Here is an 11,001-nt window from a genome sequence, read left to right on the forward strand (position 1 = left end):
CGCTCCCCTTGTCCGCGATGCGCTCGCTCGTGGCGGATCTTTCCGCCGCGCGCGCCCTATCCGGCTCCTTGTCCGTGACGTGCTCGTGGGCAGCCGGCTTGGCAGTACCCGACGCGACCGGATTAGGCTTGCGCGACATCGCACGCCACATCCACAACACATAGCCGGACAAACCGTACACCACGAACAGGCCAAACAGCATCAGCGGCGGATCGGACGACACGAGCACAAATGCGACCACGACCAGCAGGATCGCCGCAAACGGCACCCGATGCCGGACGTCGAGCGCCTTGCCGCTGTAGAACGGCGCATTGGAGACCATCGTGACGCCCGCGTAGATCGTCAGGCCGAATGCAACCCACGGCAGCCAGCCGAGCTTGAGCGGCACCCGGTTATCGGTGGCCAGCCACACGAAGCCGGCCACCAACGCGGCAGCGGCCGGACTCGGCAGGCCCTGAAAATAGCGCTTGTCGACCACGCCGATGTTCGTATTGAAGCGTGCCAGGCGCAGCGCGGCGCCAGCGCAATAGACGAATGCGGCAAGCCACCCCCAGCGGCCTAGATCTTTTAGCACCCACTCGTACATCACCAGCGCCGGCGCGACACCAAACGACACCATGTCCGACAAGCTATCGAACTGTTCGCCGAACGCACTTTGCGTATGCGTCATGCGCGCCACGCGGCCGTCCATGCCATCCAGCACCATTGCGACGAAGATCGCGATCGCGGCGATCTCGAAGCGCACGTTCATCGCCTGCACCACGGCGAAGAAACCACAGAACAATGCAGCGGTTGTGAACGCATTGGGCAGCAGGTAGACGCTGCGCTTGCGCAGCAATTGTTGGCGCTCGGCCCGCAAGCTGCGCCGCGCGATCTGCTCCTGCACCGTGCGGTTGCGCTGGAACGGCCGCGCCAGACGCGGCCCGCCCGCACGCGGGCGTCGCGGTTTAAAACCAGCCATCAAGCCCTCCTTGCGTCGCTCAAAGCTCGGCCAGGATCGTCGCCGACGCCTGCACCTTCTCGCCGATCGACACCCGCGGCTTGCTGCCCAACGGCAGATAGACGTCCACGCGCGAGCCAAAGCGGATGAAGCCATAGCGCTGGCCGCGGGCAAGCGGCTCGCCAGTGCGCACGTAGCACAGGATGCGCCGAGCGATCAATCCGGCCACCTGCACCGAGGTGACGAGGTGATTGTCCGCGGTCTGCAGCACGATTGCGTTGCGCTCGTTCTCCAGCGACGCCTTGTCGATTGCGGCGTTCAGGTAGGCGCCGGGGAAATACTCGACCTGGGTCACCGCACCGTCAACCGGCGAGCGTTGCGAATGAACGTTGAACACGTTCATGAACACACTGATCTTCAACGCGTCGCGGTTCACGTACGGATCGTGCGCCGTCTCAACCGCGACGATCCGTCCGTCGGCCGGGCACAACACGGCATTGGGCTGTTGCGGCACCGGCCGCTGCGGATCGCGAAAGAACTGCACGACGAACAGTGTCAGCAGCCAAAAAGGCCACGCCCAGCCGAAGCCCACGAATGCATGGATCAGTAGCGTCACGACGAACGCGACAGCGATGAAGGGCCAGCCTTCGCGGGCAATGATCGGGTGAGGATAAGTCATATAGGCAACGCTAGTTCCAAGAAAATAGAAGGATAACAAACCCCGGCCGCCTGTCGCGGCGCGCGGCCTGCGCGCTAATAAAGAAAAGCCGCCCGGGCATAACGCCTCGGGCGGCTCAAACGCGCGATGGCACGCGCGTGGTACAAGCGCGCGATGGCACGCGCGTGGTACAAGCGCGCGAGATCAATTCTTCGACTGGTCGACCAGCTTGTTCTTCGCGATCCACGGCATCATCGCACGCAGCTTCGCGCCCACTGTCTCGATCGGGTGCTCGGCCGTCAGGCGCCGCCGCGATTGCAACGTCGGCGCGCCGGCGCGGTTCTCGAGGATGAAGCTTTTCGCGTACTCGCCGGTCTGGATATCACGCAACACATCCTTCATCACCTTCTTCGTCTCGTCGGTGATCACGCGCGGGCCGGTCACATATTCACCGTACTCGGCGTTGTTCGAGATCGAGTAGTTCATGTTCGCAATGCCGCCTTCATAGATCAGGTCGACGATCAGCTTCAACTCGTGCAGACATTCGAAGTACGCCATCTCGGGCGCGTAGCCTGCCTCGACCAGCGTCTCGAAGCCGGCCTTGATCAGCTCGACCGTGCCGCCGCACAGCACGGCCTGCTCGCCGAACAAGTCGGTCTCGGTTTCCTCACGGAAATTCGTCTCGATGATGCCCGCACGGCCACCACCGTTGGCCACCGCGTACGACAGCGCGATGTCGCGCGCCGCGCCCGACGTGTTCTGCGCGACCGCGACTAGATGCGGCACGCCGCCACCCTGCGTGTAGGTCCCGCGCACCGTATGGCCCGGCGCCTTCGGTGCGATCATGATCACGTCGAGGTCGGCACGCGGTACCACTTGGCCATAGTGCACGTTGAAGCCATGCGCGAACGCGAGCGCCGCGCCTTGCTTGATGTGTTCATGCACGTCGCGCTTGTAGACGTCGGCGATTTGCTCGTCCGGCAGCAGAATCATCACGATGTCGGCACCCTTCACCGCTTCGGCCACTTCCTTCACGGTCAAGCCAGCGGTCTCAGCCTTCGCCCACGACGCGCCGCCGCGACGCAGTCCCACCGTCACATCTACACCGCTGTCGCGCAAGTTCAGCGCGTGCGCGTGGCCTTGCGAGCCGTAGCCGATGATCGTGACTTGCTTGTTCTTGATCAACGAGAGATCGGCGTCCTTATCGTAATAAACTTTCATGTGATTTCCTTCGCGTATTGTCGCTTCAATTCAGAGTCCATTGTCCCCGGTGCCACGCCGCTTGCCGCGGCACCAGACAGGTCAGCAGGTCAGACCTTCAGGATCCGCTCGCCGCGGCCGATGCCCGAACCGCCGGTGCGTACCGTCTCCAGGACCGCCGTGGCATCGATCCCGTCGATGAACGCGTCGAGCTTGTCACTCGCCCCGGTCAACTCGATCGTGTAGGTCTTCTCGGTGACGTCGATGATGCGGCCGCGGAAGATATCCGACATTCGCTTCATCTCCTCCCTTTCCTTGCCGACCGCCCGCACCTTAATCAACATCAACTCGCGCTCGATGTGGGCGCCCTCGGTCAGGTCGACCACCTTCACCACCTCGATCAGGCGGTTCAAATGCTTCGTGATCTGTTCGATCACGTCGTTCGAGCCAATCGTCACGATCGTCATGCGCGACAGCGAGCGGTCCTCGGTCGGCGCAACGGTCAAGGTTTCAATGTTGTAGCCACGCGCCGAGAACAGGCCGACCACGCGCGATAACGCACCGGGTTCATTCTCCAGCAGCACGGAAATAATGTGTCGCATCTCGTTTCTCTTTCCAGTTTCGATGTCCCTGCGCCCGGCACCGCCCGCGGCACGCTGCGCGTCGCTCGTCGCGTGTGGCAACGCGTGCAGCACCGCCTGCGCGCGCACCGACGCGCGCTTCGTCAGAGGTCCTCTGCGCCAAGCAACATCTCGGTGATGCCCTTGCCGGCCTGAACCATCGGCCAGACATTCTCGGTCGGGTCGGTCTGGAAATCGAGAAACACGGTACGATCCTTAAGCCGCAATGCCTCTTTCAACGCCGGTTCAACGTCCGCCCTGCGCTCGATGCGCAGGCCGACATGGCCATACGCTTGGGCAAGCTTCACGAAGTCCGGTAGCGCGTCCATGTACGAATGCGAATAGCGCTTGTTGTACTCGAGTTGCTGCCACTGCCGGACCATGCCCAGGTAGCGGTTGTTCAGCGACACGATCTTGATCGGCGTTTCATACTGCTTGCACGTGGACAGCTCTTGAATGCACATCTGGATCGAGCCCTCGCCAGTGATGCACACCACGTCAGCGTCCGGATGCGCCATCTTCACGCCCATCGCGGCCGGCAGACCGAAGCCCATCGTCCCGAGCCCCCCGGAATTGATCCAGCGGCGCGGCTTGTCGAAGCGGTAAAACTGCGCCGCCCACATCTGGTGTTGACCGACGTCCGAGCACACGAACGCGTTACCGCCGGTCAGCTCGTGAAGCTTCTCGACGACGTACTGCGGCTTGATGATCTCGCTGTCGCGGTCGTACTGCAAGCAATCGCGGGCGCGCCACTGCTCGATCTGCTGCCACCACGCGTCCAACGCAGCGCCGTCCGGGCCGTGCGGTGCGGCTTGCAACTGCTCGATCAATTCCTTGAGCACTTCCTTTACGTCGCCCACGATCGGGATGTCAACCTTCACTCGCTTGGAGATCGACGAGGGGTCGATATCGATATGGATGATCTTGCGCGGCGTACTCGCGAAATGCGCGGGGTCGCCGATAACGCGGTCGTCGAAACGGGCACCGATCGCGATCAGCACGTCGCAGTGCTGCATCGCCATGTTGGCCTCGTACGTGCCGTGCATGCCGAGCATACCGAGGAACTTGCGATCCGTCGCGCGATAGCCACCCAGGCCCATCAGCGTGTTGGTGACCGGGTAGCCGAGCAGGTCCGCGAACTGGTTCAACTCGCGCGAGGCCTCGGCCAGGATGATCCCCCCGCCGGTATAGATGTACGGGCGCTTTGCGGACAGCAGCAATGCGACCGCCTTGCGGATCTGGCCCGAATGACCCTTCGTGACCGGGTTGTACGAGCGCAGCGCGATGTGCTTGATCGGCTCGTAGTGGCACGGCGCCTTCGACACATCCTTCGGGATGTCGATCAGCACTGGCCCGGGACGGCCGCTCTGGGCAATGTAGAATGCCTTTTTGATCGTCGCGGCGAGTTCGTGCACGTCCTTCACGAGGAAGTTGTGCTTCACACACGGCCGCGTAATCCCGACCGTGTCACATTCCTGAAACGCGTCCTGACCGATTGCCGCCGTCGGCACCTGGCCGCTGATAATCACCAGCGGAATCGAGTCCATGTACGCGGTGGCGATGCCGGTCACCGCGTTCGTTACACCCGGCCCGGAGGTGACCAGGCACACGCCGACATTGCCGGTAGAGCGCGCATAGGCGTCCGCGGCGTGTACCGCGGCTTGCTCGTGGCGCACCAGCACGTGCTGGATCTTGTCCTGCTTATACAGTTCGTCGTAGATGTAGAGTACCGAGCCGCCCGGATATCCCCAAATAAATTCGACATTTTCATCAGCGAGCGCGCGCATTAGCACGGTCGCGCCGATCGAACCGGTTTCGGTTCCAGCAACAGGGGAGATATCCGACGTGGGGCATTCCGCGCTTGGCATATTCATCGTTCACCTTTCGAATTTTCGGCAAAAAATTGATCGGGGGCTCTCTGCCGGGCTTGTGGCACGGGTTCAAGCGGCGCGTCTTAAAGAGAAAGCGAGCTTCGTGAGCATCGCCTCAATGAGACAATCACAGCGTATTGCGAATCTATAACCATATCGGGTCGCATAATAAGGGTCAAGCAAAAGATGCTAGCTTCCCACAGGGCCCTGTTTTTTTGCTAGCATCCGCGGGTTTTGACGTTTTTGTTGTGTTGGTGCGCCCCGAGGGCGCGGGCTAGCCGGCAATTCACTTCCCGCGCGTCGTCTATCGCGCCGAATTCCACACGGATGGCATCAGACAAGGAACTCGCCGATTTCCTGGCGGGCGTCGAAAGGCGCGCATTCAAGCATGTCGCGTATGCGGTGCGCGATGACGATGCCGCGCTGGACGTCGTCCAGGACGCCATGATCAAGCTCGCCGAGAAATACGGCGAGCGGCCTGCGGCCGAACTGCCGCTGCTGTTCCAGCGCATCCTGCAAAACGCGACCAACGATTTCTTTCGCCGCCAGAAGGTGCGTAACACGTGGGTCAGCCTGTTTTCGTCACTGGGCAACGGCGATGACGACGAGTTCGACGTGCTGGAAACTTACGAGGCCTCGGACAATACGACCGCGGCCGAGAACAGCGCCGACCGGCTCGAGCGGGAGCAAGTGCTCGCGCTGATTGACGAGGAAATCCAAAAACTACCCGCGCGTCAACGCGAAGCGTTTCTGATGCGTTATTGGGAAGATATGGATGTCGCCGAAACCGCCGCCGCGATGGGCTGCTCGGAGGGCAGCGTCAAGACCCATTGCTCGCGGGCCACGCACGCGCTGGCTGCCGCGTTGAAGGCGAAAGGAATCACACTATGAGCTTCGCACCGGAAACAAAAGAAATCGAATTCGCACTGAAAGTGCGCCGAGCGCTCGACGAGCGCGCGGCGCGTCTGCCGCGCGCGACAACTGACCGGCTGGCGGCCGCGCGACAGGTCGCGCTGGCGAGAAAGAAACCCGATACCCGCACGCGGCCGGTATACGCGCCGGCGCTAGCCGGCGCCGGCAACGTGCCGACGACGAGCGCCGGCGGCGCGCACAAGCGCGCCCGCTGGAGCCGCCTGGCCCTGGTCTGGCCGCTACTGGCGCTGGTGTGCGGGCTCGCCGCGATCCGCTACTGGGAAAACCAGCAGCACCTGGCCGACATCGCCGCCATCGACGCAGCCATGCTCAGCGACGAGTTGCCGCTGTCCGCCTACGTGGACCACGGCTTTCACGCGTACCTGTCGCGCGGGCACTGACACGCCAACCAGGAGCAATGTCGGGTGAACAACAAGCACGGTTTGGCTGTGGTTTATGCGGGTGTGATTGCTGCGCTTGTCGCGTTCGGGGCAACCTATCCGCGCTTTCACCCAGCATCGTCGTCCCGCGCGTCGCCGTCTGACGCCGCGCCAGCGCCAGTCGGCAGCGGCGTGGCAGCAGTGACAGGCCACGCCGCTGCCGACATGACAGCCCATGCGCTCAACCCACTGTCCTGGGCCCGCCTTACCGCAGCGCAGCGCAACGCGCTGGCGCCGCTGGCCCCCCAATGGGATCATTTCAGCGACGAGCGCAAGCGCAAATGGCTGAAAATCGTAGCCAGATATCCGAAAATGCGCCCAGAAGAGCAGCAGCGACTGCATCAACGCATGGCCGAGTGGATCCGCATGACGCCGGAGCAGCGGCGCGTCGCGCGTGAAAATTACCAGTTGTCCAAGGAACTCTCTGTACAAGCGCGCGAGAAGGCGTGGAGCGCCTATCAGCAATTGCCCGACGAATTGAAGCGCAAGCTGGCGGCCGCCGAGCAAACACGGCGCCCGACCGTAGTCAGCGCGCCACCGAGCGGTAAGCGTGAAATCAAGGACTTGGGCAAGCTTGAGCGCGCGCGCGAACGCGCCGATGCCGCCGCGGCCGCGCCACGTGCCGGCGCCTCGGCAAGTGCGGCAACGGGCGGCCCAGGCACACCACCTGGCGCCAATCCAGCACCGTCGGCATCGGCCGCTGCGTTGACATCGCCCTCGGCCGCCGGCTCACAGACCGAGCCGGAAAAGCCGGCGCAGTCGGTGCCGTGGTTCTTCAACGATCACGCGCAGTGAATCTGCTGCGCGAACACCTGCGTCATAGCTGCGCCCCATCGCTGTGGCGCCGCTTGCTGTGCGCGGTCTACGAAGGCGTGATCCTGTTTGGCGTCGTCTTCATTGCCGGCTGCCTATTCAGCACGCTGACCCAGCAACGCAATGGCTTGACGTATCACAACCTGTTGGCCGGCTGGATCGCCCTCATCGTCGGCGCGTATTTCATCTGGTTCTGGACCCATGGCGGCCAGACATTGCCAATGAAAACTTGGCGACTGCGGCTCGTTGACCATGCGCTCGCACCGCTCGGGATGGGGCGCGCGATGCTGCGCTACGTGCTTGCCTGGCTATGGTTCCTACCGCCGCTGGCGCTCCATTCGATGCTCGGTGAGTCGGTGCCGCACACGCTGTTCGCGCTGTTCGCGTGGATGGCGCTATGGGCCAGCACGCAATGGCTGGATCCGGATCGGCAATGGTTGCATGACCGGCTGGCCGGCACCCGCATTGTGGCTGCCCCGTAATAAGAACGTCTTGTGATTGTCGCGTCGAACGCGCCGCCTGTTGTCGACGCCGAGGACGGCTCCGGCACACATCGATACCGCTTCCTGTTGCGCGATATTGAACGCTCCCGGCCTGGCGAGCCGCTGCCGGGCGCCGCTGAAACGGACCGAGCATGGCGCGCCGACCCGCCGCTCTCAGCGCTCGCACTTCTGCAGGGTTCCACTGAATCTATTACATAGGTCTGCTAAACCTATCAATCTGTCCGATATAATAAAGCCCACGCCTCAGTGCGAGAACGGCAGTTTATAATCCGGCGATCTCGCCCGTGCGAGCCCACCAGCCGGAGTTTCCGGCGCACAGAGCCGACGCCATGGAATCGAAACCGCCCCGTCGCACCCGCGACCGAATCCTCGAACTGTCGTTGCGACTCTTCAATGAGATCGGCGAGCCGAACGTCACGACGACGACGATCGCCGAGGAAATGGAAATCAGCCCGGGAAACCTGTACTACCATTTCCGCAACAAAGACGACATCATCAACAGCATCTTTGCTCAGTTCGAGCAAGAGATCGGCAAGCGACTGCGCTTTCCCGATGACCATCGTCCGACCATCGACGAGATGTGGGCCTATCTGGCATACATGGCGGATTTTCTGTGGACGTACCGGTTCCTCTATCGGGACCTGAATGATTTGCTGGCGCGCAACCGCACATTGGAGACGCACTTCAAGCAGATCATCACGCACAAAGTCAATTTCGCGCGCCAGTTGTGCGAGCAATTGATCGCCGACGGCGAGATGGAAGCAACGCCCCAGGAGATCAGCGTAATCTCGACCAACATTGGCGTGATCTCGACCTATTGGCTGTCGTACCAATTCGTGATGAACCCGCGCAAGTACAACGACCAGGAGGCGATCCAGGCCGAATTGCACCAGGCGAGCCTGCACATCGTATCGCTGATGGCCCCTTATCTGCGCGGACGTTCACGCCAATTGTTCGATGACCTGGTATCCGGCCGGTTGCCGATGCGCGAATTCACCGCCTACCTGCCGCCGCGCGATGGCAGGGGCGAGGCACAGTCCGACGCGGGCAAGGCCGAGACGCAACGCCCGAAGGGGGCGCGATGATGAGTTCGGTGTGCGTATATTGTGGCTCCGCTATCGGCCGTCGGGACGAATACCGGCAGGCGGCGCAGGCGTTCGGTCGCGCGCTCGCGCAAGCGGGCCTCACACTGATCTATGGCGGAGGCCACGTCGGCTTGATGGGCGAGATCGCGGATGCCGTGCTGCAAGCGCAAGGCCATGCGATCGGCGTGATCCCGCAGCTGTTGATCGACAAGGAAGTCGGTCATCGCGGCTTGTCCGAGTTGCACGTTGTCGCGAACATGCACGAGCGCAAGAAAATGATGGCTGACCTGAGCGATGCGTTCGTCGCGCTACCTGGCGGCGCCGGCACGTTCGAGGAGTTGTTCGAGGTCTACACGTGGGCGCAACTTGGCTATCACCAAAAGCCGATCGGTCTGCTCAACGTCGCCGGCTATTACGATCCACTGCTGGCAATGCTGCGTCACACCGCCAATGAGGGCTTCATGCGGCACGACTACATTGGGCTGCTCCAGGTGGAATCAGACGCCGACGCGTTGCTCGACAAGCTGCAACGCTACGTCCCGCCGGTCGGCGACAAGTGGTCGGAGAAGCGCGAAGCGGTCTAGTCGCATGGGGCGGGTCGCGGCGGACGCGGCGTGCCCGGCGGGCGGATGATCCGCACCCTGCCACGCAACGGACACCCGGACGACACTGCCTTGAGCGCCGCCAGCCGGGAAACCGGCGTGTCGACGTGGCGTGCTGCGCTGGCAGAAGTAGCCACCGCGCGGCTGACCCCATACTGAGGAAGATCGTAGTACGGGCCGTGGCGAGGCCGAGCGAGCGGGCGACGCGAATAGCAGCTCAACAGGATAGTCTGCCCGCACGACGAAATCGGCGCCAATCATTTACCGCGCGTCGCGCGTGCCACCAACGGCGCGAACTGACGGCGCACCGGCACCATGTCCGTCGCCATGCCGCGAAAGCCAAGCTGCACACCGTGCCACAACGGCGGCAACGCATACGCGGCAAGCGCCAGGAACACCAGCATGCACAGCAGGAACAGCCCCGGCATGAACAACGCGAGCAACAGCCCGGCGACGGCGATCGTGTCCTCCACAAACGACACGACCCAGGTCGATGGCGGCTGCTGTGCGAGATTAATTAACGCGCGGGCGCCGGCCTTGACCAGATGCGCGGTGCCGGCGATCGCCGCGCCGGCCAACGCCGCCGCCGCCAAGACGCGCGGATCGGCATAGCCGGCCGCGCCATAAGCGAGCATCGCGCCAGCCGGGATGCGAATCAGCGTGTGCAGTGCGTCCCATAGCGAGTCGACCGCGGGCACCTTGTCGGCCAGGAATTCGGCGATCGCAAACAGCACTGCGGCGCCGATGATCCATGGCGAACCCAGTAGCGACAACGCATCGGGAAGACGCACGACGTCGAACGACGCGAGCAGGCCGGTCAACAGAACCGTCAGGTACAAGCGCAGTCCGCTTGCCCACGCAAGCCCGGTTGCCAGAGAAAGGGCGTAGAGCATTCCCGCCTCCTTGCGCGCCCCCGCGCACACCGGCAAGGGCCAGTGCAGCGCGCGCCGCAAGCGTCAGTGTTGAATAAACCTAAAACCATTATAGCGACAGTTGCCGCGCGTGCGCCGGCTGGCTCAATGGCCAGATGTGAGCTTCAAGCCAATCAGCCCGGCCAGGATCAGTACTGCACTGCCCGCCCGGGCCGGCGTCAGCGCCTCACCCATCATCACGATACCGAACACAAACGCGCCCAGCGCGCCGATGCCGGTCCACACCGCATACGCGGTGCCCAATGGCAACTGTTTCATCGCCAGCGCCAGCAAACCGAAGCTGGCCAGCGCCGTCACCACTGTGAAGATCGACCAGCCAGGCCGAGAAAAGCCATCCGAGCTCTTCAGGCCGGCGGCCCATGCGACTTCGAGCAGGCCCGCAATCACAAGAAAGATCCACGCCATCGGCTACCACCTTAACGAAA

General features: G+C 62.9%; 12 protein-coding genes and 1 pseudogene. 6 read left to right on the forward strand and 7 right to left on the reverse strand.

Annotation, left to right across the window (positions count from 1 at the left end; translation table 11 throughout):
* Nucleotides 1-109 precede the first annotated feature (109 nt).
* The 5 genes and pseudogenes from pssA to KPG66_RS09520 form a co-directional block, all read right to left on the reverse strand.
* Nucleotides 110-961, reverse strand: a pseudogene (pssA, locus tag KPG66_RS09500) (CDP-diacylglycerol--serine O-phosphatidyltransferase); the annotation flags it as partial.
* A gap of 19 nt (nt 962-980) precedes the next feature.
* Nucleotides 981-1,619, reverse strand: coding sequence for a phosphatidylserine decarboxylase (locus tag KPG66_RS09505; protein WP_041753730.1), 639 nt, complete (start codon nt 1,617-1,619; stop codon nt 981-983).
* A 183-nt stretch (nt 1,620-1,802) separates the two neighbouring features.
* Nucleotides 1,803-2,819 (reverse strand): ketol-acid reductoisomerase, encoded by a 1,017-nt coding sequence (ilvC, locus tag KPG66_RS09510; protein WP_237070750.1) that lies wholly within the window; start codon nt 2,817-2,819, stop codon nt 1,803-1,805.
* Between the two features lie 89 nt (nt 2,820-2,908).
* Nucleotides 2,909-3,400: an acetolactate synthase small subunit gene (gene ilvN / locus KPG66_RS09515; RefSeq protein WP_013435922.1), complete on the reverse strand. Its 492-nt coding sequence runs from the start codon at nt 3,398-3,400 to the stop codon at nt 2,909-2,911.
* Between the two features lie 122 nt (nt 3,401-3,522).
* Nucleotides 3,523-5,292 (reverse strand): acetolactate synthase 3 catalytic subunit, encoded by a 1,770-nt coding sequence (locus KPG66_RS09520; protein ID WP_237070751.1) that lies wholly within the window; start codon nt 5,290-5,292, stop codon nt 3,523-3,525.
* 324 nt (nt 5,293-5,616) lie between these two features.
* Between KPG66_RS09520 and KPG66_RS09525 the strand changes: the two genes are divergently transcribed.
* The 6 genes from KPG66_RS09525 to KPG66_RS09550 all read left to right on the forward strand — a co-directional run bounded on the left by KPG66_RS09525 (nt 5,617) and on the right by KPG66_RS09550 (nt 9,626).
* Nucleotides 5,617-6,180 carry an RNA polymerase sigma factor gene (locus KPG66_RS09525; RefSeq protein ID WP_237070752.1) on the forward strand — a complete coding sequence of 188 codons (564 nt, stop codon included), beginning with the start codon at nt 5,617-5,619 and terminating at the stop codon, nt 6,178-6,180.
* On the forward strand, nt 6,177-6,602 hold the full coding sequence (locus KPG66_RS09530; protein WP_237070753.1) for a DUF3619 family protein: 426 nt from the start codon (nt 6,177-6,179) through the stop codon (nt 6,600-6,602). The genes KPG66_RS09525 and KPG66_RS09530 overlap by 4 nt, the downstream gene beginning before the upstream one ends.
* Before the next feature lie 24 nt (nt 6,603-6,626).
* Entirely contained in the window at nt 6,627-7,436 is an 810-nt protein-coding gene (locus tag KPG66_RS09535; protein WP_237070754.1) for a DUF3106 domain-containing protein, read from the forward strand.
* Nucleotides 7,433-7,936 (forward strand): RDD family protein, encoded by a 504-nt coding sequence (locus KPG66_RS09540; protein WP_237070755.1) that lies wholly within the window; start codon nt 7,433-7,435, stop codon nt 7,934-7,936. Before KPG66_RS09535 ends, KPG66_RS09540 begins: the two co-directional genes overlap by 4 nt.
* A 350-nt stretch (nt 7,937-8,286) precedes the next feature.
* Nucleotides 8,287-9,042 (forward strand): TetR/AcrR family transcriptional regulator, encoded by a 756-nt coding sequence (locus KPG66_RS09545; protein WP_237070756.1) that lies wholly within the window; start codon nt 8,287-8,289, stop codon nt 9,040-9,042.
* A complete protein-coding gene (locus KPG66_RS09550) occupies nt 9,042-9,626 on the forward strand; it encodes a TIGR00730 family Rossman fold protein (protein ID WP_237070779.1) in 585 nt (194 codons plus the stop codon). Before KPG66_RS09545 ends, KPG66_RS09550 begins: the two co-directional genes overlap by 1 nt.
* A gap of 275 nt (nt 9,627-9,901) precedes the next feature.
* Here KPG66_RS09550 and KPG66_RS09555 read toward each other — a convergent pair whose 3' ends face one another.
* Entirely contained in the window at nt 9,902-10,537 is a 636-nt protein-coding gene (locus KPG66_RS09555; protein ID WP_237070757.1) for a DUF4126 domain-containing protein, read from the reverse strand.
* 123 nt (nt 10,538-10,660) lie between these two features.
* Nucleotides 10,661-10,981, reverse strand: a complete 321-nt coding sequence (locus KPG66_RS09560) for a DMT family transporter (RefSeq protein ID WP_237070758.1) — start codon at nt 10,979-10,981, stop codon at nt 10,661-10,663.
* Nucleotides 10,982-11,001: the final 20 nt, after the last annotated feature.

The organism is Mycetohabitans sp. B2 (assembly GCF_021733735.1).
In the GTDB taxonomy this organism is placed as follows: Bacteria; Pseudomonadota; Gammaproteobacteria; order Burkholderiales; family Burkholderiaceae; genus Mycetohabitans; species Mycetohabitans rhizoxinica.

Excerpts from the sequence above, each read along its gene's own strand:
- ilvC (WP_237070750.1), bottom strand. The coding sequence starts at position 2,819 with ATGAAAGTTTATTACGATAAGGACGCCGATCTCTCGTTGATCAAGAAC.
- KPG66_RS09555 (WP_237070757.1), bottom strand. The coding sequence starts at position 10,537 with ATGCTCTACGCCCTTTCTCTGGCAACCGGGCTTGCGTGGGCAAGCGGA.
- KPG66_RS09525 (WP_237070752.1), top strand. The coding sequence starts at position 5,617 with ATGGCATCAGACAAGGAACTCGCCGATTTCCTGGCGGGCGTCGAAAGG.
- KPG66_RS09505 (WP_041753730.1), bottom strand. The coding sequence starts at position 1,619 with ATGACTTATCCTCACCCGATCATTGCCCGCGAAGGCTGGCCCTTCATC.
- KPG66_RS09520 (WP_237070751.1), bottom strand. The coding sequence starts at position 5,292 with ATGAATATGCCAAGCGCGGAATGCCCCACGTCGGATATCTCCCCTGTT.
- KPG66_RS09530 (WP_237070753.1), top strand. The coding sequence starts at position 6,177 with ATGAGCTTCGCACCGGAAACAAAAGAAATCGAATTCGCACTGAAAGTG.
- KPG66_RS09560 (WP_237070758.1), bottom strand. The coding sequence starts at position 10,981 with ATGGCGTGGATCTTTCTTGTGATTGCGGGCCTGCTCGAAGTCGCATGG.
- ilvN (WP_013435922.1), bottom strand. The coding sequence starts at position 3,400 with ATGCGACACATTATTTCCGTGCTGCTGGAGAATGAACCCGGTGCGTTA.
- KPG66_RS09545 (WP_237070756.1), top strand. The coding sequence starts at position 8,287 with ATGGAATCGAAACCGCCCCGTCGCACCCGCGACCGAATCCTCGAACTG.
- KPG66_RS09550 (WP_237070779.1), top strand. The coding sequence starts at position 9,042 with ATGAGTTCGGTGTGCGTATATTGTGGCTCCGCTATCGGCCGTCGGGAC.